Source organism: Roseospira visakhapatnamensis, from assembly GCF_014197915.1.
Classification (GTDB): Bacteria; Pseudomonadota; Alphaproteobacteria; order Rhodospirillales; family Rhodospirillaceae; genus Rhodospira; species Rhodospira visakhapatnamensis.
Window position 1 is genome coordinate 1 of the sequence record NZ_JACIGK010000026.1, and the last position, 22479, is coordinate 22479.

Below are 22479 nucleotides of genomic sequence, written 5' to 3' on the forward strand. Positions count from 1 at the left end.
GCGCCGCGATTTGCTCTTCAAGCCACCTCACCCAGAGGGTGAATCACATCCCGAGTCCCGTGTCCAAGCCTTTCAGCTCAAAATGAGAACTGCTGGACAAGATCATCCGCAATACTCGGACTAGTGCAAACGGCCTATAAAATCAAAAGTTGTTTTATGTGCGCGCGTCCTGGGTTCGGCTCTGTCCGGCGCGGCGAGGGTGGGGCTCCCGGCCGGTGTCGCGATCATCACGGCCGGGACGCGGCCGGTTGCGTCCACGAGGCCGGCAGGGGGAAGGCGACCGTCGCCACGCCCAGGGTGCGCCAGGCGACCACCATCAGCGTCACCTTCCACGGCAGAATCGCCAGGGCCGAGGCGACCGCCGCGCCCTCCATGCCGAAAGGGGGCACCAGGGCGGCGTTGAGGCCGACATTGACCACCGCGAAGACCATGTTGATGCGGCTCACCGGCCGTTCATGACCGGTCATCATCAACAGTTCCGTCGCCGGCCCCATGGCCATTTCCAGCAGGAACGTGGTGGCGATGATCATCAGCACGGTGTACCCCGCCGCCATCTCCGGCCCGAAGATGCCGAGAAGCCAGGGACCGAACAGCAGGAACACCAGCCACAGGCCCACCGCCGGGATCAGGCCCAGAAGTCCCATGCCGCGCACCAGGGTGCGCAGGCGGGCGACGTCCTGCTCCATGTGGGCGCCGACGAAGCGGTGCAGGCCGACCGCCACCACGGCGGTGTAGAAAAAGGTCATAAAGCCCGAGATGCGCCGCGCCACGTGATAGATGCCCACGGCCGCCGGGGTGGCGAAGGCGCCCAGCATCAGAATGTCGGTTTCGGACAGCACCAGGAAGAACACCGGCGTGACCATCATGGTGACCGCCCGGCGCATCCAGCGCGGCGACAGGCTCACGCAGCGGCGCGCGGCGACGGTCGTGATGGCGCCGCGACCCACCCGGCGGAAGGCGGCCGTGGCCATGACGGCCGCCGCGCCGAGGGCGCCGATGACGTTCCCGTACAGCGCCAGGTTGGGGGTCGCCGTAACACCCAGGTAGACCGGCACGCCGATGCAGGCGAAGGCCAGCACCCGCTGAAGCACCTGTTCGCCGTAGGCGGCCACGGTGGTGCGCTCCAGCGCGCGGTTGGTCAGGGTGTAGAGCTGGACCAGCGCCGCGCCGACCGAAAAGGCCAGCACGGCGGCCAGATCGAAGGGCTGGAACGCCGTCCCGCCGGCCAGCGTTACCCACAGCCAGATCGCCACGGTGCCCAGCAGGGGACCGACGATCGTGACGCCCGTGGCCAGCAGCAGGAAAGCGCGCAGCCGCGTGCGGCGTGCCGTGCGGCGATAGCGGGCCACGTAGTAACTGGAGACGGTGGGCAGGCCCAGGCCCCCCACCAGCGAAACGAAGAAGGTGATCGAGAGAACGTAGACGTAACGGCCGTAGTCCTCCGGGCCGAGCAGGCGGACCAGGATCAGGGTCCATACCAGAACCAGCGCCACACCGGCGATGCGGGCGCTGAAGTCCATCGCGCCCCGCAGGAACAGGAAGCGCCCGTCCGCGTGGTCGCCGTCGCGGTCCCCCAGCAAACGGCTGACCTGGGCAATGAGCGCGGTGGGGAGCGCGGTGGGCAGGTTGAGCATGGCGGGGTCCCGGGGAGCCGGCGAAGGGCGTGCCGGCCTCTGCCGCGCGACCCTGGCCCTGGTTCGTGAGAGAGCCCGTCCGGCGCGTTCCGGAAAACGCGCGGCGGGGTGTTTGGTTCCCCTGTCCCCATCCCGGACGGAGTGTACGTCGGGGTGTCCCATAGAGACACGGCTGTCATACCAGCGGCGGATGAGTGTGACTCATCCGCCCCCGGGCGCCTTGCAGGCGCCCGGATGGTCCAGATCTTGGCACCGCGAAGCGGTGCCAGGCCGGCCACGGACTGCAACGGTCATTCTCAATGACCGTTGGTATCTCACAGACACTGCTGACGGCGCACGGTTCGCCGGCATCCGGCAGCATATGTGAACGGCCCGGCGACCCGAAGGGACGCCGTTGGGTTTGCTGGCTGGCCTCGGGGCCACGACGCCGCATCCCGACGAGGACCATGCCACACTCGGGACGGTCAACATTACGTTAACGACCCGCCGCCATCCGTCGATGACGGGGCGGTCGGGCGTCCAGGTGTCCCGAGCTTCGGTGTTATTGTCGACGATGCACCCGAAAAACGCGAAACATATGTGCCAGGATGATCACGCTTTTCAAGCGTGTGGTCGGTTCGCGGCATCCCGTCGCGGCGGGCGAGCCTGACCCTGGATCAGGCATCTTTCGGAAAATAATGCATTTTCTCAATAGTCTGTTATTATTTGTTCAGGTACCGTGTAAGCGAATGGGTCAATCATGACCCCTATCCGTGTCGCGATTTGCCAGGGAATGCCATGCCGCGCCGGGCTTTTGCGCATGCAGTCGGGTCCCACGGCGATGCCCGAGTCATCGGGCACCGCCGGGATGGCTGGCCCGCGCGATTCTCCCCCCGGAGTCCGGGCATGCTTGCGTGCGTGGCCGGACTGGCGCTGCTGCTGCTTCTGCCGGGGTGCGCGTCGCGATCCTACGAACTGAGTCCGGGCGGCGAGCCGGTGTATTTCGAGGACATCGACGAGGGCCGCAAGCTCGCCTTGCGCCAGGCCGTCCTCGACAGCCTGAATCGGGGCCAGTCGGCCCAGCGGCTGCGGGTGGGCGATACGCTGGAGGTCATGTACCACGTGCGCGAGCAACCCACCGTCGAGCGCTATCGCATCGCGGTGGGCGATCGTCTGTCCGTGGCGTTCGGCGACGACAGCGGCCTCGATTTCGCGACGGGTGTGCAGCCGGACGGGTGGATCACCTTGCCGGACACCGACGACGTTCGCGTGGCCGGCCTGACGGTGGCCGAGGTCAACCGCCAGGTCAGCCGCCAGTACGCCGACCTGTTGGTGGATCCCCGCGTCACGGTGCGCCTGGAGGAATGGACCGGCGAGGCCGAGCGCCTGGCGGAAGACATCGCCACCTTCGAGGCCGGGCGGGCGAAGCGAGTCGCGGTGCTGCGCGACGGGTCGATCACGCTGCCGTTCCTGCCGCCGCTGATGGCGCAAGGGCACACCGTCGGCGAGATGCGCGCGCGTATCAAGGCCGCCTACGATGCCCTGGGGTTGGACCTGGACATCAGCGTGTTGCTGGCGGACTCGCCGGGGGACCGGGTGTTCGTGCTGGGCGCGGTGCAGGAACCGGGCGTCCTGACCACGGATCGGCCGATCACCGTGTTGATGGCCCTGGCCCAGGCGGGCGGCCCCAACCCCGACGGCTCGCTGTCGGACGTGCGCGTGGTCTACATGGATGCCGAGGGGGTGCCGCGCCTGCGCAAGGTGAACCTGCTCAACGTGCTCACGACGCTGGCGTTGGAGGAGGACATGGTGCTGCCCGACAACGCCATCATCTACGTGCCGCCCACCGTTCTGGCGCAGACCGGCAAGATGCTCGACCTGATCCTGAACCAGATCCTGTTCTATCGCGGCTTCTCGATCTCCACGAGTTACGAGATCCTCGGGGGCGATTGAGCCTTAATTCCGCAGTTGGGCGCCAAGGTTTTGAGCTACTTGGGATTTTGCGTCATGTTGGGATTTTGCGTCATGCCAGGGTGGGAAGGCGTCTTCGGGTTTCTCGATTGGTTTCAACGCACTGAGGTCTGATCGAGCGTCCAACTGCGGAATGTGGGTTGAGAAGGGATCGGATCACACACGGGGAAGGCGCCTCGCCATGGGTCTGACGACGCGATTCGATCATCCCGTTCCGGTGGCGGCGGGCGCGGTGGGGCTGGTGTTCGCGCTGGCCCTGGCGATGGCCCCGGTGCGGGCCGCCCATGCCGGCGATCCGGCCCCAGGGGTCACCCAGGGGATCGTGCTGGGCAGTTTCGCCAGCGGGGCGGCGGCCCGGCACGCCGAGGCGTCGGCGCGGCACGGCCTGCCGGACAGTGTGCCGCCGGCCGTGATCTGCGCCCTGGACGGGATCGCCGACGGTCCCGCGCGGCTGGTGATTCCCGCCCGGGATGCCACCCAGGCCCTGGACCTGTGCCGGGCGATCGCCGCGGCCGGACGATCCTGCCGTCCGATGGCCGGGCCGTGCTCCAGTGACGGCCGGAGGCTGGATCCGCCGGCGGTCGCCGCGGGCGGGTCGGCGCCGCAGGGCGCCTGGCGGGCCCTGGCCGAGGACCTGTCGGACTGGCCGCCCGCCGTCACGGGCGATCCGGACGCCGGGGCATCCGTCGGGGCGCTCCCCGAGCCATCACCCCAGGCATCTCCCCAGACATTTCCCCAGACATTTCCCCAGACATTTCCCCAGACATTTCCTGGGGCGTCCGTGGCCTCCGGCGATGGTCCCGGCGTGGTCGACGAGGCGACCATGGCCGCCGCCACCCGCGCCGTGCGGGACGGTGATCCGGCGGCGGCGGTGGCGTTGCTGACGCCGCGCGCCGAGGCCGGCGATCCCGTCGCCGCGCACAACCTGGCGATCCTCCTGGCCCGGGGGCTCGGCGCCCCCAGGGACGACCATGCCGCCGCCCGCTGGATGGCCCAGGCGGCCGAGGCCGGCCTGATCAGCGCCCAGAACACCCTGGCGCTGATGTACCTGCACGGGCGCGGCGTGGACCGGGACCCGCGCGCGGCGGTGCGCTGGCTGGCCCAGGCCGCGCGCGGTGGTCACCCGCTGGCCCAGGCCAACCTGGTGGAGATCATGCGCACCCGTCTGGCGGCCTCCGGTGGTCAGGCCGGCGAGGTCGGCGCGGGGGCCGGCGCGGACGCCCCGTCACCGGACGCGCGCCGACCAGACCTGGGCGGCGTGATGCCATAGAACAGGCTGTAGAGCACCGGCACCGCCACCAGGGTCAGGATGGTGGCGAAGGCCAGGCCGCCCGAGATGGTCACCGCCATGGAGGCGAAGAAGGCGTCGGTGAGCAGCGGCAGCATGCCCAGGATGGTGGTCCCGGCCGCCAGCACCACCGGCCGCAGACGACTCACGCCCGCCCGAACCACGGCGTCGAAGCGGTCCGTCTGCTCCTCCAGTTGTAAATCGATCTCCTCCACCAGGACGATGGCGTTCTTGATGAGCATCCCCGACAGGCTGAGGACGCCCAGCAGCGACATGAAGTCGAACGCGAGCCCGGTACCCAGCAGCCCCAGCGTCACCCCGCAGATGGACATGGGCACCACCAGCCAGATGATCAGCGGCTCGCGCACGGTGCCGAACAGCGCCACGGTGATCAGCACCATCACCAGGAAACCGACCGGAACCTGGCTCATCAACGCGGTCTGGGCCTCGACGGTGTCCTCGATCTCGCCGCCCCATTCGAAGGTGTAGCCGGTGGGCAGGGGAATGGCCTCAATGGCGTCCTTGATGCGGCCATGCACCTGGGCGGCGCTCTGATCGCCGATCGGGTCCCCCTGGACGTTGAGGGTGCGGACGCGGTCGTCCCGACGGATCAACGCGTCCTCGGCGGTCACCTCGAAGCCGTCGAGGATCTGCCCCACCGGCACGTACTGACTCTGGCCGGCGCTCCACACCAGGCGGTCGCCCAGGGCCGCCAGGTCGTCGCGTTCGCCCTCGGGGGCGCGGATGATGATGGGGATCAGTTCATCGCCATCGCGGAAGGTTGCGATCTGGTTGCCGTCGGTGAAGTAGCGCAGGGTCAGGGCCAGGTCGGTGCGGCTGACACCGGCGACGCGGGCGCGGGACTCGGCGAACAGCGGGTGGATGACCTTCTCGCGCTCGCGCCAGTCGGTGCGGATGTCCTGAAGGCCGCCGTCGGCGCGGAACACGGCTTCCGCCTCGGCCGCCAGCGCGCGCAGCATGTCGGCGTCCGGGCCGGAGAAGCGGGCCTCGATCTTGGCGCCGCCACCGGGGCCGAACACCAGGCGCTCGGTGAACACCCGCGCCGAGGGAAAGCGGTCGCCCAGGGTGGCGCGGATGTCCGGGATCAGCGCTGGGATCTGGTCGCGCCTCGCGGTGCGCACGATCATGTGTCCGAAGGCTGGGTTGGCCGCCTCCGGCGCGTAGGTGAGCATGAAGCGCGCCGCGCCCTGGCCCACGAAGGTCGAGACGGACTCCACCCCCGGCTGGTCGAGGATGTAGCGCTCGGCCTCGGCCATGGCGTCGTCGACGGCGCGGATGTCCGTGCCCTGGGGCATCCAGACGTTCACGTAGAACATCGGCGTGTTGGAGTAGGGAAAGAACCCCTGCTTGACCCAGCCGAAGCCGACCAGGCAGGCCGCCGTCACCCCCACCAGCGCCAGCACGGTGAGCAGGCGGTGCCGCAGGGCGCCGGTCAGGACGGCGCGATAGATCGAGAACAGCATGCCCCGGTAAGGGTCGTCGGGGGCTTCGCCGTCCGCCGCCGGCTTACCCTGCTTGAACAGACCGGCGCCGAACAGCGGTGTGACCATGACCGCCAGGATCCAGCTCAGCAGCAAGGAAATGCCGATCACCGCGAACAGCGAGAACAGGAACTCCCCGGTGGTGTCCGGCGACAGACCGATGCCCGAGAACGCCATGATGCCGATGACGGTGGCGCCCAGCAGCGGCCATTGTGTCTGCCGGGTGACCTCGCTGGCGGCGCGCAAGGCGGTCTGGCCGCGACGCATGTTGATCAGCATGCCCTCGGCGACGACGATGGCGTTGTCCACCAGCATGCCCATGGCGATGATCAACGCGCCGAGGGAGATGCGTTCCAACTCGATGCCCGCCAGCCACAGGAAGAAGACGGTGCCGAACACGGTCAGGAACAGGATGGAGCCGACCACCACACCGGCGCGCCAGCCCATGAACAGGCACAGGGCGCCGATGACGATGGAGACGGACGCCAGCAAGTTCACCAGGAAGCCCTGAACCGCCTCGTCCACCACCGTCGCCTGATCATAGATGGTGTGGATCTCGACGCCGACCGGCAGGACCGGGGTCAGGCTGTCCAGCTTGGCGCGCACCGCCTGGCCGACGTCCACCACGTTGGCGTCGGCGATCGCCGCGACGGCCAGCGTGACCGCCGGCGCGCCGTTGAAGCGGATCAGGTGATCGGGCGGGTCCTGCCGTCCCAGGCCGACCGTGGCCACGTCGCGCAGGCGGACCATGGCGGTGCTGCCGGGGGTGCCCAGCATCAGGGTTTCGACCGCCTCGACCGAGTCGAAGGCGTCGGTGACGGACAGGCGCACGCGCTCGTCGCCGATGGTGGCCATGCCATTGGGCTGAACGGCGTTTTCCACGTCCAGGAGGGTGAGGCCCTCGTTCAGCGACACCCCCAGGCGGGCCAGCTTGTCCTGACCGATCTCGATGTGGATCTCCGGGGTCGGCTCGCCGGCGGTTTCCACCTTGGCCACGCCGGGCACGGTCAGCACCTCGCGGCGCAGTTCCTTGGCGATCTCGATGATCTCCAGGTCCGAGTAGCCCGGCGCGGTGACGGCGTAGTAGATGCCGAACACGTCGCCATAATCGTCGAGGATCTGCGATGTGCCCGCGTTCTCCGGCAGGGTGCCGCGTGCGTCGGCCACCTTGCGCCGCAATTCGTCCCAGATTTGCGCCAGGTCGTCGCCCTTGTAGATGTCCTGGATCTCGACGGTGATTTCGGAGATCCCCGGCCGGGAGACGGACGTGATCGAGTCCAGTTCTCCCAGCTGCTGGATCGCGGACTCCAGCGGTTCGGTGATTTCCTCCTCGACCTCGACGGCGGATGCGCCGGGGTAGGCGGTGATGACCTTGGCTTCCTTGATGGTGAAGGCCGGGTCTTCCAGGCGGCCCACGCTCAACAGCCCGTAGAGGCCGCCAAGCAGGCAGATGAGAACGATCAGCCAGGTGTTGACCGGCTTCTCGATCGAGGTGCGCGCCACGTCCATGTGTCGGGTCCTACTCGCTGCGCAGCGGCTTGACGCGCATGCCGTCACGCAGCTGATGCACGCCGGCGGTCACCACGGGGTCTCCGGCGCGCAGTCCGGACAGCACGGTGACGGTGCGGTTGTCCATGTGTCCGATCGTCACCGGCCGGCGCGAAACGGCGCCGGACGACGGATCGACGGCCCAGACGAAGAACGCCCCCTCGGCGGCGTCGCCCCCGGCCTCCCCATCGACCGCCCCATCGGCATCCCGTGTGGGTCGCGCCGGCACCAGGGCGCCGGCCGGGATGGTCACGGCGTCATGGGGCTGGTCGGGGAACGAGACGGTGGCCCGCACCTTGGCCGTCATGCCCGGGAGGATGTTGGCCGCCTCGGGCCGGGGCATGCCGAACTCGATGCGATAGGTCTGGGCGACGTCGTTGGCGTCGGTGGAGATTTCCCGGAACGCCAGCGGGAAGCGGAGATCATCCAGGAACGGGAAGATGGCCTCGACCGTGGGCGTGTTCTCGGTGTGGTGGCGGGCGACAAGGTGCTCGGGGATGTCGGCGGCCACGCGGATCTCGCTGACGTCCTGAAGGCGCATGATCTGCTGGCCGGCCTGGACGTTGGTGAAGCTTTCCACCAGACGGCGGCTGATGATGGCGTCGAAGGGGGCTTCCAGGCGCGTGTACTCCAGGTCCTGGCGGGCCTTGTCCACGGCCACCTCGGCCAGTTCCACGGCGGTCTTGGCATCATCGAACGCCTGGCGGGACACCACGTTGCGGTTCACGAGGTCCTGCTTGCGCGCGAAGTCCTGGCGCGCGCTTTTCAGGTTGACCTCGGCTTCGCGCAGCGCAAGGGCGAAGTCGGTGTCGTCCAGGGCCGCCACCAGCGTGCCCATGGGCACCAGTTCTCCCTCGGTGATGGGAAGCTGATTCAGCAACCCCGCCACCCGGAACGACAGGTCCACCTCCTGCACGGCCTCGGTGCGGGCGGGGAATTCATGCACCTCGGTGCCCTGCGACGGTTCGGCGATGGCCAGGCGGGCGGGGCGCGCCACCTCCTCGGTGGGCGTGGCCGCGTCGGCGGGGGCGTCGGGCTCGTCGCAGGCCGCCAGCGCCAGGGGCAGGAGGAGAAGCAGGCTCAGCACGCCGGGCAGGGGCGGCGACAACACGGGCTGGCGTCGCGCGCGGGCGGGACGCTCCGATCGAGGAGTCATGGGGGTATCCCTGAGCGATCTTGAACGGGAAGCCCGCACTCTACTCGCACGGCCGGCGCGTGGAAAGCCGTTCGGCCGACCACGGCGTGGCCGGCCGTCATTCTCATGAGCCGTCGAGCTTATGCCGCTCGCGCCTTGGCCACGCTCTCGCGGATGGCGCGCATGTTGGCGCCGTAGGGCGCCGGGTTGTCCACCGAGCCGCCCTTGAACACCGCCGAGCCGGCGACCAGCGCATCGGCACCGGCCCCGGCCACCAGCGGCGCGGTTTCCGGCGTCACGCCGCCGTCCACCTGGATGTGGATCGGGCGATCGCCGATCATGGCGCGCACGCGGCGCACCTTCTCCACGGCGGCCGGGATGAAGCTCTGTCCGCCGAAGCCGGGGTTGACGCTCATCACCAGCACCAGGTCCACGGTGTCCAGCACGTGCTCGATCACGCTTTCGTGGGTGGCGGGGTTGAGCGCCACGCCGGCCTTGCAGCCCAGCGAGCGGATCAGCCGCAGCGAGCGGTCCAGGTGCGGGCCGGCCTCCGGATGGATGGTCAGCACGTCGGCGCCGGCCTTGGCGAAGTCCTCCAGGTACGGATCCGCCGGGGCGATCATCAGATGCACGTCCATGACGGTCTTGATGTGCGGGCGGATCGCCTTGCACATGGCGGGGCCGAAGGTGATGTTCGGCACGAAGTGGCCATCCATCACGTCCACATGCACCCAGTCGCAGCCCTCGGCCTCGATGGCGCGGCATTCGGCGCCGAAGTTGGCGAAGTCGGCGGACAGGATCGACGGGGCGATCTTCAGCGAGCGGTCGAAGGTCATGGAACGGCGGTCCTTACCCTGGAGAATCGGCGGTGGGGCGGCGCCGCGCCGTGCGGCGCCCGGGCGCGGCGGCGAGGCCCGTCCGCGGGGAGCGCGGACCGGGCCGCGACTCACGCCCGGATGCTAGAGCTTGCGGGCGCGGCGCGCGCGCTCGACGATGCGTTCGATCATCGGTGTCAGGATCAACTGCATGGCCAGATCGAGCTTGTTGCCCGGAATGACGATGGAGTTGGCCCGCGACATCCAGCTGTCGTGCAGCATCGACGTCAGGTAGGCGAAGTCGATGCCGCGCGGGTTGCGGAAGCGGATCACCACCAGCGATTCGTCGGCCGTGGGGATCCAGCGGGCCACGAACGGGTTGGAGGTGTCCACCACCGGCACCCGCTGGAAGTTGATGTCCGTCTGGGTGAACTGCGGCGTGATCTCGTGGGCATAGGAATACATGCGCCGCAGGATGACGTCCTGCACGGCCTCGGTGGTGTAGCCCCGGGTGGCGCGGTCGCGGTGGATTTTCTGGATCCACTCCAGGTTGATGACGGGCACGACGCCGATCTTCATGTCCGCGTACTGGGCGACGTTCACGGCATCCGTGGCCACCGCGCCATGCAGGCCCTCATAGAACAGCAGGTCACAGTCCTCGCCGATGTCCCGCCACTCGGTGAAGTGGCCCGGCGGCACGCCGTACTTCTGGGCCTCGTCGGTGTCGTGCACGTAGTTTCGGGTGCGTCCGCGTCCGGTCTCGGAGAAGGCTCGGAAGGAGTTCTCCAACTCCGACAGCAGGTTGGCGTCCAGGCTGAAGTGGCTGAAGGTGTGGTCGCCGGCATTGTTGCGGCGTTCCACCTCGGCCTTCATCTCCATGCGGTTGAAGCGGTGGAAGGCGTCGCCCTCGATCATCGCGGCGTTCACGCCCTCACGGCGGAAAATCTGTTCGAAGGTGTGCTTGACGGTCGAGGTGCCGGCGCCCGACGAGCCGACGACGGAAATGACGGGGTATTTCTGAGACATAACGAGGTCCCTCCCTGGCCTTGGGTCATTTGTTGACTTGATTGTGGAGGTCCGGTGTCGGGCCGGCCCTCAGGCTCGGAACAACCCGCGCGTGCCGAACAGCGGTGCCGCGGAACTGAAGGACTCCGGATCGGTGTGATAGCGCTGCACCCGCCGCACCTTTTCGCGCGATCCGAACACCAGCGGCGCGCGGGCGTGCAGGCCGCGCGGCACCCGTTCCAGGACGCGGCCCGTGCCGTCGATGGCGCCGCCGCCGGCCTGCTCGGTGACGAAGGCGATGGGTGCCACGTCGAACACGTGACGCAGCGTGCCGGCCTCATGACCGGGCCGGTCGTCCCGGGGATACAGGAACACCCCGCCCAGGGTCAGGATGCGATGGGTCTCGGCCACCAGGGACGCCACCCAGCGCATCTTGAACTCCTTGCCGCGCGGTCCGGCGGCGCCCTCCACGCAGTCGTCGATGTAGGCGCGCACCGGTGCGTCCCAGTGCCGATAATTGGCGGCGTTGATGGCGTAGGCGGCGGCGTCCTCGGGGGTCGTCAGGGCCGTCTGCGTGAGGATGAAGGCCGCGCTGTCCGGGTCCAGGGTGAACACGCTGGTGCCCGCGCCCAGGGTCAGGACCAGGAGTGTGGCCGGGCCGTGCATCACGTACCCGGCGGCGATCTGTTCGTCGCCGGGGCGCAGGAACGATGCTTCGGGGCTTTCGGCGCGGGGAAACAGCGAGAAGATGGTGCCGGTGGAGGCGTTGCCGTCGATGCTCGACGCGCCGTCCAGCGGATCGACCGCCAGGGCCAGCGGCGCGCCGTCGTCCATGATCACGACGTCGTCCAGGTCCTCGGAGGCATAGTGAGCCACCGGGGCGCTGCGCGCGGTGTCGATCAGGATGGCGTTGGCCTGGCCGTCGATGGCGGTGCGGATGGACAGCGGATCGTCCGGGTGGGGCAACAACGGCCCGGTGCGGGTCAGGTGGCCGATGCGCGCGGCGGCCTCGCCCAGGGCCCCCAGGGTCTGGGCCAGGGCCACCCCGAGATCGCTGTCATCGGTGTTGGCGGCCAGCCAATCGGCGAGTGTCGTTCTGTCAGCCATGGATCGTGATCCTCCCCGGCGTGAAAGCCCTTGTTCAATTGTTGGGTTTCACCTTGGCCCAGGTGTTCTGCAAAAATCTATTGAAAGTTTTTATCAGCATCCTAAAATTTTTTTATGCCCTTCGAACGCGACGTGACCCTGAAGCAACTGCGTGGCTATGCCGAGGTGCTGCGGCGGGGCAGCATCGCCGCCGCCGCCGCGCGCCTGCATGTGACCCCGCCCGCGATCTCCACCCAGCTCAAGGCACTGGAGACCATGGCCGGCGGGCCGATCCTGCACCGGATGGGGGACACTATCCGCCCCACCGAGACCGGCGAGGAAATCTTGCGCGCCGCCGGGTTGATCGAGGCGGCCCTGGTCCGCGCCGGTGCGCGCATGGCGGCGCTGCGGGCCGGGGCGGCCGGTCTGGTGCGGCTGGGCGTGGTCAGCACCGGCAAGTACTTCGCTCCCGGCCTGGTGGCCTGCTTCCAGCGGGCGCGGCCGGAAATCGCCCTGACCCTGACCATCGGCAACCGGGGCGCCATCATCGAGGCGCTGGCCACGCGTGGCATCGACATGGCGGTGATGGGGCGCGCGCCGGAGGGGCTGGAGGTGACCGCCTACCACCTGGGACCGCATCCCCACGTGGTGATCGCGCCGCCCGACCACCGGCTTGCCGCGCGGGCCGAGGTGGAGGCCGCCGACTTGCTGGCCGAGACGTTTCTGGCGCGCGAGGCGGGCTCGGGGACCCGCACCCTGATGACCCGGGTGCTGGATCACCTGGGCGGCGGGCGGTCCTACACGGTCGTCGAGATGGCGTCCAACGAGACCATCAAGCAGGCGGTCATGGCCGGCCTGGGCATCGCCTTCCTGTCGGCCCACACCGCCCATGTGGAACTGGCCGAGGGCAAGCTGGTGGCGCTGGCCGTGCCCGGCCTGCCGGTGATGCGCGACTGGTACCTGATCCAGTTGACCGAGGAACAGCCGACCGCCGCCGCCGTCGTGTTTCGCGACTTCGTCGTCGGCCTGGAGGGCTCGTTCCTGCCGCGGATTTGAGCGGTGGGGTGACAGCGAAACGGGCCGGGCGCGGGGCCCGGCCCGCTTGGCGGGCGCCGACTCGGCGGTCCTATGTCTTCAATCGCGTCGCGATTCCACCCCCATAGGCCGGGTCGGCCTTGTGGAAGTGGGCCAGTTGCCGCTCCGCGATCTCCCCGGGCACGCCGGCCAGCAGCCCGGCGATGGTATCCATCAAACGCTCCTGTTGCTCCGCGTCCATCAGGCGGAACAGGTCCCCGGCCTGGGTGTAGTCATCGTTGCCGTCGCGATGATCGAAGCGGTCGGCCACGGCGCCGATGGCCTGCGGCGGGTCCTTCACCGACGGATCCTCGACCGGGCCGCCGGCGCTGTTGGGCTCGTAGTTGACCGATCCGCCGCCGTTGCCGTCGAAGCGCATGGCGCCGTCCCGCTGGTAGGTGTGCACCGGACAGCGCGCGGCGTTCACCGGCAGGCTCTGGTGGTTGACGCCCAGGCGGTAGCGGTGGGCGTCGCCATAGCTGACGATCCGCATCTGCAGCATCTTGTCGGGGCTGTGGCCGATGCCCGGAACGATGTTGGCCGGCGTGAAGGCGGCCTGCTCGACCTCGGCGAAGTAGTTCTCGGGGTTGCGGTTCAACTCCAACTCGCCGACGTCGATCAGCGGATAGTCACCATGCGGCCACACCTTGGTGAGGTCGAACGGATTGTAAGGCGTCTTGTCGGCGTCGGCCTCGGGCATGACCTGCACGCACACGCGCCAGCGCGGGAAATCCTGCCGTTCAATGGCCTCGTACAGGTCGCGCTGGTGGCTTTCCCGGTCGCCGCCGATGATCTCGGCGACCTGATCGTTGGTGTTGGAGCGGTGGCCCTGGCGGGTCTTGAAGTGGAATTTGCACCAGAACCGCTCGCCCTGGGCATTGATCAGGCTGTAGGTGTGCGAGCCGTAGCCGTTCATGTGCCGGTAGCTGGCCGGCGTGCCCCGGTCGGACATGAGAATGGTGACCTGGTGCAGGGATTCGGGCGACAGGGACCAGAAGTCCCATTGCATGGCGTCGCTGCGCAGGTTGGTGCGCGGGTCGCGCTTCTGGCTGTGGATGAAGTCCATGAACTTGTAGGGATCGCGCACGAAGAACACGGGCGTGTTGTTGCCCACTACGTCCCAGTTGCCGTCCTCGGTGTAGAACTTCGCCGAGAAGCCGCGCACGTCCCGCTCGGCATCGGCGGCGCCGCGTTCGCCGGCGACCGTGGAGAAGCGCAGGAAGCAGTCGGTGGTCTTGCCGACCTCGGAAAACACCTTGGCCTTCGAGTAGCGGGTGATGTCCCCGGTGACGGTGAACGTGCCGTAGGCGCCCGATCCCTTGGCGTGCACCACCCGCTCCGGGATTCGCTCGCGGTTGAAGTGGGCGTGCTTCTCGAACAGCGGCCAGTCCTGGGCCAGCAGCGGGCCGCGCGGGCCGGCGGTCAGGCTGTTCTGGTTGTCGCTCACCGGGCATCCCGAGGCGGTGGTCATGGTCGGTCGATCTGCCATGGTCTGGTGTTCCTTTATTATGGTCTCGTGGTCTGAGGGGCGTCTTGAAAACGGATGGTAGGGAAGAGCGTGACGCCGCTCTAATGGATTAATTTTGTGCGATTGATCGACCATATGAATGAAAGACGGGGCCGTGATCCTGCGGTCGCGACTCAACGGCCAGGGCGTCACGGGGCTGGTGTGGGATCGGCGCGAGCCCTACACTGATCTGCAACTAAGGCGCCCGAAAGTATACACGTTATGGTCGCGCACGTCCACACGATCGCCTTCTCTGGCGTGGAGGTCCTGCCCATCCAGGTCCAGGTCTCGCTGACCGGGGGCCTGCCGGCCTTCACGATCGTGGGCTTGCCCGACAAGGCGGTGGCGGAAAGCCGCGAGCGGGTGCGCGCGGCCCTCACGGCCATCGGCCTGGCGCTGCCGCCCAAGCGCATCGTCGTCAACCTGGCGCCCGCCGACCTCCAGAAGGAGGGCAGCCACTACGACCTTCCGGTCGCCTGTGGCGTGCTGACCGCCATGGGGGTGCTGCCGGCGGAGGAGATGGACGGCTACATGATCCTGGGCGAGGTGGGGCTGGACGGCTCCATCGCGCCGGTGGCCGGCGTGTTGCCGGCGGCCCTGGCGGCGCGACGGGAGGAGCGCGGATTGATCTGCCCGGCCCAGCAGGGAGGCGAGGCCGCCTGGGCCGGCGATGATGTCGAGGTGCTGGCGCCGGCGGGCCTGCTGGAACTGATCAATCACCTGAAGGGCGCCCAGGCGTTGGGCCGGCCCCGACCGGCCGTCCGTGACGACGAGCCGCCGCCGCTGGACCTGGCCGACGTCAAGGGTCAGGAGAGCGCCCGGCGCGCCCTGGAGGTGGCGGCGGCCGGCGGCCATTCCATGCTGATGACCGGCCCGCCCGGCGCCGGCAAGTCCATGCTGGCGGCGCGCCTGCCGGGTATCCTGCCGCCACTGGCGCCCGACGAGGCGCTGGAGGTCTCCATGATCCATTCGGTGGCCGGGCATCTGGCCGAGGGGCGCCTGATCACCCGCCGGCCCTTCCGGGCGCCGCACCATTCGGCCAGCATGCCGGCGCTGGTGGGCGGCGGCCTGCGCGCCCGGCCCGGCGAGATCAGCCTGGCCCACAACGGCGTGCTGTTCCTGGACGAACTGCCCGAGTTCTCGCGCCCGGCGCTGGAGGCGCTGCGCCAGCCCCTGGAGACCGGCCGCGTGGCCATCGCCCGCGCCAATGGCCATGTGACCTACCCGGCGTGCGTACAACTCGTCGCCGCCATGAATCCCTGCAAGTGCGGCTACCTGGACGACCCGGCGCTGGCCTGTTCCAAGGCGCCGCGCTGTGGCGAGGACTATCGGGGGCGGCTGTCCGGCCCGCTGCTCGATCGTGTAGACCTGCATGTGTCGGTGCCGGCGGTGGATCCCTTCGCCCTGGTGCCCGACGCGTCCCCCGAGGGATCCGGGCCGGTGGCCGCGCGGGTGCGGGCGGCGCGCGAGGGCCAGTGGGAGCGGGCGGCGGCGCTGTCGCGGACCAGCCGGGGCGGGACGGTGCCCCGCCTGAACGCGCGGCTGGACGGGGAAGCGCTGGAGCATGTCGCCGCGCCCGACGCGGCGGGCCGTCGCCTGATGGGCGAGGCGGCGGAACGGCTGCGCCTGTCGGCCCGGGCCTATCACCGCCTGTTGCGCGTGGCCCGGACCCTGGCCGACCTGGACGGCCGCGACGGCGTCGGGCGGCTGCATGTGGCCGAGGCCCTCAGCTACCGCGCCGCGCCTCCGGCGGGGGCCGGCGCCGGGACGCCGGAGTCGGGCGCGGGGCGTCGTCGCCGTGGGCGGGCCGGGTAGGCGCCGATCGCGGGCGGGGCCGGCCGGCCCGGCCGGCGCGCCGTCGAATCGCCGCGATGTTTCCTCTATCATGACGCCGGTGCCGCGAGAGGGCGGGCGATGTCGCGGAGCGGCCCATCGGGCCAGGGGACGACGGAGAGGAGAGAGGTGAGTGCATGGATCCCGTTGACCATAAGGACAGGTCCTTTCAGGGCGCCTTGCGGGCCATCCGGCACGACCTGCGGGGACTGATCGGCCTGATCATCGGGTTCGAGGGCTTTTTGCGCGAGGCGGCCGAGGACGGTGGCCGGGCGGAGGCGCAGGGGGATCTGCGTCGCATTCGCGAGGCCGCCGACCGCCTGCTGGAGATCGTCATGAACCGCCTGGGGGGCGGCGCGCACACGGGACCCGATGACGAGGACTGGGAGGCCGTGGGCCGGCGGTTGCGCGCCGAGGTCGCGGTGATCGACGACCATCGTCGTGCCGTGGCCCGTGTCCTGGACGCGCCGGTCGATGGGGCTGAACCGGGCGACTCGGACGACCTGACCGAAAGCCGCGAGGACCTGGACAAGATCGCCACGGCCTGCCAGGGCGTGCTGGATCGCTATGACGCCTGGATGGCGCAGGTGCGGGCGGCCGAGTGGCGCCCAACGGGGCCGCGGGCGTCGTCGGAGTCGCCCCGGCCCGAGGTCTCCCTCTCCGGCCATGCCGAGGCGGCGCCGCCCGCCGGCTCGGCGGAGCGGGCGACGGCCCATGGGCAGCGCGTGGGCGTGCTGGGGGAGGGCGGACGGCTCCTGCTGGTGGACGACGATCCGGCGACGCTGGAGATCCTGACGCGCCTGGTGCGGTCCTGGGGGTACGTGCCGCTCCGCGCCGGGTCCGGCGACGAGGCGTTGGACATCCTGGCCCGCGAGCAGGACGTGGACCTCGTGCTGATGGACATGGTGATGCCCGGCCTATCCGGCGGCGCGACACTGCGCCGGCTGAAGGCCGACCCGGCGCTGCGCGGTGTGCCGGTCATCATGCTGACCGGCATCGACGACCAGACCGACGTGGTGCGCTGCATCCTGGACGGCGCCGAGGACTACATCCTGAAGCCGCCGAACCCGGTGCTGCTGCGCGCCCGTATCAGCGCCAGCCTGGAAAAGAAACGGCTACGCCAGAAGCTGGCGACGGTGCTGAAGGTGTTCGTCTCCTCGCCCGGCGACGTCGAGGAAGAACGGGCCTTGACCAAGACGGTGATCGACAAGCTCAACGTGCTCTTCCAGGGGCAGTTGTTCCTGTATGATTACAACTGGGAGCAGGAACCCCTGTTCGCCCACGATACCTTTCAGAGCCAGATCATGAGCCCCGCCGAGGCCGACATCTATGTGGGCATCTTCTGGTCGCGGCTGGGCTCGCCGCTGCCCGCGCGCATCACCCGGCCGGACGGCAGCCGCTACCTGTCGGGGTCGGAGTACGAGTTCGAGCAGGCGGTGCAGGCCTTCCAGGATACCGGCCGTCCGCAGATGCTCATCTATCGCAAGATGGCCGTGCCCGTGGCGCCCCTGACCGATCGACGCGCGGTTCTGGAGGCCCTGGACCAGCACGAAAGGCTTGAGTCCTTCCTTCACAAGTGGTTCAAGTCCGACGACGGTCAGGGGTTTGAACGCGCCTTCCACCCATTCGCCGACGGTCAGCGGTTCGCCGCGCTGTTGCTCGAGCACCTGAAGCGGCTGGCCTACGACAGGTTGGAGAAGGACCACGTGGAAGAACGGGTGAGCGAGTTCGACCGGCGTTCCGGCGGCGTCCTGGGGTCGTGACCATGGATTGGACGGTGCATCCGGCGGCGCCCCGGGACACCCTATCGGCGGGCCGTCCGCCCGGGCCCGACGGTCCGGTCGAGTCCTCGGACCGGATCCGCGAACTGTTTACCGACCCCACGCTGGTTCCCGCCCGCTGGCTGTTTCCGCCGGGCGCGGTCGTCGACATCCTGTTCGGCGTGCGCGGCTGCGATGGCGCCGAGGTTCGTTTGCGCCACGACCTGTCATGCGAGCCGGGCGTGTGGCACGAGATCCCGGCCCAGCGGGTGCCCGAGGACGTTGCGCCCCGTCATCCCGCGTTGCAGCAGGGCGACGCCGCCTACCATGTGCGCCTCCAGGGTCCGGCGCGCGAGGGGGCGATGCGCTACCAGGTGGGCACCGTGTCGCCGTCGGGCGTGGTCACCTGGATGCCCCAGGCCCGCCTGCTGGTGTTCGCGCGCTCACCGTGGCGCAGCGACATGGTGGGGGCGGCGGCGATGGCCATGGAGGGCGGTCGCAAGGTGAGCGGTCCGGTGCCGCGCACGACCATGACGCCGGGACCCACGGACTGGCGGCGGCGGCTGTTCTATAGCCTGATGCTGGACCGCTTCGCCCGCGATGCCCGCGCGGCGCCCGAACACAGCTTCGTGCGCCACGATCCGTCCAGCCTGTTCGCCTCGCATGGCGGTACCCTGGCCGGCGCGCGCGACCGCCTGGACTATTTGGCGGCCCTGGGCGTCGGGGCGGTCATCCTCAGCCCGGTCTACGTCAACGATCCGGATGGCTACCACGGTTATCATCCGCTGTCGCTGTACACCGTCGATCCGCGCCTGGGCACCATGGCCGATCTGCGGACCCTGGTGCGCGAGGCCCACAAGCGCGACATCGCCGTGGTGCTGGACGTGGTGGTCAATCACATGGCGCCGTCGCTGGTGTGGTCGCGCGGCGCGGACGGCGCCATGAACGCCACGTTCCGCTATGTGACCGGGGACCTGGACACGCCGCTGTTCCTGCCCGAGGACTTCCGGGACCCCGCCTTCTTCCACCCGCCCCCGCCCGACGGCGATGCGGCGGCGGACGGTGACGGCAGCGACGACGGCGATGGCGATGGCCTGGTGGGTGTGCCGCTGTTCGGGTTCCTGGACGACTGGCGCACCGAGATGCCCGATGTGCGCGCCATGCTGATCGCCCACCTCAAGTACTGGATCGCCCAGACCGACATCGACGGCTTCCGCCTGGACGCCGTCCGCCACGTCGACCTGGATTTCTGGACGACGGCCATCCGCGATGTCTCGGCCTATGCCCGGGCCATCGGCAAGACCGGCTTCCTGACGCTGGGCGAGCATGCCGGCGAGGACCCGGCGGCGGTGGGCGTCTACAGCAAGCAGGCCGGGTTCTCCGGCATGATCGACTATCCCCTGTTCTATCGCCTGACCCGGGCGGTGGTGCATCGCGCGGCGCCGTTGGACACCCTGCGCCGCTACTGGCGGGATGACGTGTGGTGCTATCGGGACTCGCGCTACAATCTGGGCTTCATCGACAACCAGGACACCAGCCGCTTCCTGCATGCCTGGGGGCGCCGGTTCGGGGACCGGGACACCGCCCGCGCGGCCCTGGCGGCGGCGCTGGCCGTGCTGGTGCTGGGGCCGGGCCTGGCGGCCGTCTACTACGGCACCGAACAGGAGTTCAGCGGCGAGTGCGGCACCTGGATCGACGCCGACGGGGATGCCCATCCCCATGACGCCTATGTGCGCGAGGACATGTTCCCCAATCCGGACTGCGCCTGGGTGCATGGCCCACTGAACACGCCCGCGTTCCCACCCTACGACACCGACACACCCACCTTCCGCACCATCGCCCACCTGGCGGCGGCGCGCCGGCGGACGCCGGCCGTGTACGCCGGCAACCGGTACGCGGCCCTGCCCTGGGAGCCGGATATCCTGGCCTGGTTCATGGTGCCGGAGGACGACACGGCCGAGGCCGTGCTGGTGCTGGTGGACCTGCTTGGCATCGGTCCCTGGGCGGGGGCGCCCGTCGATCCCGTGGACCTGGCCCGCGACCTGCCGCAACCGCACGCCCGGCGTATCGTCTGTGGGGCCTCGGCGGGCGACGCCCGGCTGCTGGTGTCGCTTGGCGACGGGGTCGCCTGCGAGCGGGACGAGGGCGGCCGGCTGCGCTTCCGGCTGGGACGCCATGGCGTGGCGATGGTCGGATTTTCGGCGTCCGGACCGGGGCTCGGGCTCGTAGCCTGAGTGCCGTCGCGGTCGGGCGGGCGCCGGCCGCGACTACGCCTCGAACGGCCCGTCCAGGGCGGCCAGGGGCAGGCCCAGGGCGCCGAACGGTCCGTCCGCCCGCACCTGGCCCTGATCGAGAAGAATCACGCGGTCGGCCGCGCGCATCGCCGCCTCCTGGTGGGTTACCAGAACGCCGGTGGTGCCGGTGGCCCGGAGGCGGGCCACCACCTGTTCGACCTCGGCGCGGCCGAAGGTGTCGGTGACCTCGTCCAGGAACAGCAGGTCCGGTTGCCCGGCGGCGGCGCGGGCCAGGGCCACGCGCACCCGCAGGCCCGCCGTGGCGTCGGCGTCGCGCACCGGCATCGCCAGGCCCGCCGGCGTGGGGTCCAGGCCGGCCAGCCGGGCGGCGGCGTCCACCTCCTCGTCGATGATGTCCGCGCGACCGTTGCGAATGTTGTCGCCGATGGTGTCGAACAGCAACGGCGCGTCCTGCAGCACCACGCCGATGCGCCGGCACAGGGAGGCCGTGTCCATCTCCTCGTGGGGCTGGCCGCCGATCACGATGGCGCCAGCGGGCGGACGTTCCAGGCCCAGCAGAAGGTGCAGAAGCGTGGACTTGCCCGACCCCGACGGGCCGGTGAGGGCGACGATCTCGCCCGCGTCGATGTGCAGCGAGACGTCGCGCAGGGCGGGCGCCGCCGTGGACTCGAAGTGGAAGGTCAGGCCGTGCACGTCGATGGAGGCGGTCTCGAAGCTGGCGGGGCGCAGGCCGACGTCGGACTCGGGCCGCTGCTCCAGGATGGGCAGCATGCGGCGGTAGGGGGCGACCACGCGGACCACGGCGGTGCCCGCCTCGGCGAAGCTCATGAAGGCGAACAGCAGTTGCCCGAAGGCGGCGTTGAAGGCCAGCAGCGCGCCGGTCTCCAGGGTGGTCGGGGCCAGCAGGATCACGCCGAACAGGCCGGCCGGGGCCAGCAGCATGGACGACTGGCGCAGCGCCGAGACCAGGCTCACGGTGCGCAGCAGCGCGCGCATGTCGCGCTGAACGGCCCCATGGTGGCGGCGCCATGCCTGGAAGGCGCGGCGCTCGGCGGCGCGCTCGCGCAGGAACGCCAGGTTCGCCAGCCCCTGGGTGAGCACCGTGGAGGCCGCCGCCTCGCCGGTCATGACCCGGGTCTCGCCCGCCGCCTGGCGCCGCAGCAACGCCCAGATGGCCAGCCCGAAGCCGGCGGCCAGGGGCAGGGACATCAGCGCTAGCGGGGGGCTCAGCCAAACCATGTAGCCCAGGTTGGCGGTGGCGAAGGCGATGGCCACGACCCCGGTCAGCACCATCGGCCCCACCACCTGGCGGATGGTGCCGACGTCCAGGGTCTGGGCCACCAGATCGGCCACTCCGAAGCGGCGGTGGAAGGCGAGCGGCGCGCGCAGCAGCCGGTCATAAAGGCCCAGGCTCAGCCGCCGGTCGATGCGCAGGACGAGGGTCATCAACAGCACCGAGCGGCCGTAGTCCAGGGCCGCCAGCACCACGGCCAGGCCGCTCAGCCCGACCACCACCAGGGCCAGGCGGTCGTAGCGTTCCTCCGGAATGATGCTGTCGAACACCCAGTTGGTGGCCATCGGCAGGGCCAGGCCCAGCAGCGCCGACACCACCGCCGCCGCCATCATCAGGACGATGCGGTGCCGCTGGCCCGGCAGCATGGCGCGCAGCACGCCCAGCAGCCCCGGGGCCGGCGGCCCTGGCAACTGGCGCACCACCGAGGCACCGTCGCGGCCCAGGCGGGTGGCGGTTTCGGCGTCGGCCGGCCTGACCCGGCGGGAGTCGGGATCGAACACCTTGCGCGCGCCGCCGGCGCCGCCCAGAACCGCCATCGGTCTGTCATGGGGGCCGACCAGCGCCGCCACCTCGATGGGATCGGGGGCGTGCCAGTCCTCGGGCAACGTCACCGGCCGCAGGGTGGCCAGGGGCCGCCGCTGCCACCAGGCCCGGGGGCGGTCGCCGCGCGCCTGAAGGATGCTCACGCCCAGCCGATCCTCCAGGTGGCGGATGGCGGTCAGGCGATGGTCCGTCAGGGGGCGGCGGTGGCGGCGCATGGGGGCGGTCGGGTCCCGGTTCGTCGGATGCAGGG

The 22479-nt window shown here is 69.9% G+C and carries 14 protein-coding genes; 6 read left to right on the forward strand and 8 right to left on the reverse strand.

The window, feature by feature from the left end; genetic code table 11:
- Positions 1-227 precede the first annotated feature (227 nt).
- Positions 228-1634: an oligosaccharide flippase family protein gene (locus GGD89_RS14995; protein ID WP_184046733.1), complete on the reverse strand. Its 1407-nt coding sequence runs from the start codon at positions 1632-1634 to the stop codon at positions 228-230.
- Between the two features lie 885 nt (positions 1635-2519).
- On the opposite strand from GGD89_RS14995, the gene GGD89_RS15000 reads away from it, so the two are divergent.
- Together GGD89_RS15000 and GGD89_RS15005 are read left to right on the forward strand one after the other, a co-directional pair.
- Entirely contained in the window at positions 2520-3566 is a 1047-nt protein-coding gene (locus GGD89_RS15000; RefSeq protein WP_184046736.1) for a polysaccharide biosynthesis/export family protein, read from the forward strand.
- Positions 3567-3765: 199 nt separating this feature from the next.
- On the forward strand, positions 3766-4854 hold the full coding sequence (locus tag GGD89_RS15005; RefSeq protein ID WP_246423145.1) for a hypothetical protein: 1089 nt from the start codon (positions 3766-3768) through the stop codon (positions 4852-4854).
- Here the strand turns inward: GGD89_RS15005 and GGD89_RS15010 are convergent.
- The 5 genes from GGD89_RS15010 to GGD89_RS15030 all read right to left on the reverse strand — a co-directional run bounded on the left by GGD89_RS15010 (position 4767) and on the right by GGD89_RS15030 (position 11984).
- Positions 4767-7883, reverse strand: coding sequence for an efflux RND transporter permease subunit (locus GGD89_RS15010; RefSeq protein ID WP_184046738.1), 3117 nt, complete (start codon positions 7881-7883; stop codon positions 4767-4769). The two genes, GGD89_RS15005 and GGD89_RS15010, sit on opposite strands and share 88 nt — an antisense overlap.
- Positions 7884-7893: 10 nt before the next feature.
- Positions 7894-9078 (reverse strand): efflux RND transporter periplasmic adaptor subunit, encoded by a 1185-nt coding sequence (locus GGD89_RS15015; RefSeq protein ID WP_184046739.1) that lies wholly within the window; start codon positions 9076-9078, stop codon positions 7894-7896.
- Positions 9079-9197: 119 nt separating this feature from the next.
- Entirely contained in the window at positions 9198-9893 is a 696-nt protein-coding gene (rpe, locus tag GGD89_RS15020; protein ID WP_184046741.1) for a ribulose-phosphate 3-epimerase, read from the reverse strand.
- A gap of 123 nt (positions 9894-10016) precedes the next feature.
- Positions 10017-10898 (reverse strand): phosphoribulokinase, encoded by an 882-nt coding sequence (locus GGD89_RS15025; protein WP_184046743.1) that lies wholly within the window; start codon positions 10896-10898, stop codon positions 10017-10019.
- A 69-nt stretch (positions 10899-10967) separates the two neighbouring features.
- Positions 10968-11984, reverse strand: coding sequence for a class 1 fructose-bisphosphatase (locus GGD89_RS15030; protein WP_184046745.1), 1017 nt, complete (start codon positions 11982-11984; stop codon positions 10968-10970).
- Between the two features lie 114 nt (positions 11985-12098).
- Here GGD89_RS15030 and GGD89_RS15035 point away from each other — a divergent pair, with 114 nt between their 5' ends.
- Complete coding sequence (locus GGD89_RS15035) at positions 12099-13019, forward strand: LysR family transcriptional regulator (RefSeq protein WP_184046747.1); 921 nt, start codon at positions 12099-12101, stop codon at positions 13017-13019.
- A gap of 70 nt (positions 13020-13089) precedes the next feature.
- Here GGD89_RS15035 and GGD89_RS15040 read toward each other — a convergent pair whose 3' ends face one another.
- On the reverse strand, positions 13090-14526 hold the full coding sequence (locus GGD89_RS15040; RefSeq protein ID WP_184046749.1) for a catalase: 1437 nt from the start codon (positions 14524-14526) through the stop codon (positions 13090-13092).
- A gap of 240 nt (positions 14527-14766) precedes the next feature.
- Here GGD89_RS15040 and GGD89_RS15045 point away from each other — a divergent pair, with 240 nt between their 5' ends.
- From GGD89_RS15045 to GGD89_RS15055, 3 genes are all read left to right on the forward strand, one after another.
- Entirely contained in the window at positions 14767-16359 is a 1593-nt protein-coding gene (locus GGD89_RS15045; protein ID WP_184046750.1) for a YifB family Mg chelatase-like AAA ATPase, read from the forward strand.
- Positions 16360-16514: 155 nt separating this feature from the next.
- Positions 16515-18140, forward strand: coding sequence for a response regulator (locus tag GGD89_RS15050; protein ID WP_184046752.1), 1626 nt, complete (start codon positions 16515-16517; stop codon positions 18138-18140).
- Positions 18141-18142: 2 nt separating this feature from the next.
- Positions 18143-20371 (forward strand): alpha-amylase family glycosyl hydrolase, encoded by a 2229-nt coding sequence (locus GGD89_RS15055; RefSeq protein WP_246423146.1) that lies wholly within the window; start codon positions 18143-18145, stop codon positions 20369-20371.
- A 33-nt stretch (positions 20372-20404) separates the two neighbouring features.
- Here GGD89_RS15055 and GGD89_RS15060 read toward each other — a convergent pair whose 3' ends face one another.
- Entirely contained in the window at positions 20405-22444 is a 2040-nt protein-coding gene (locus GGD89_RS15060) for an ATP-binding cassette domain-containing protein (RefSeq protein WP_184046756.1), read from the reverse strand.
- Positions 22445-22479 lie beyond the last annotated feature (35 nt).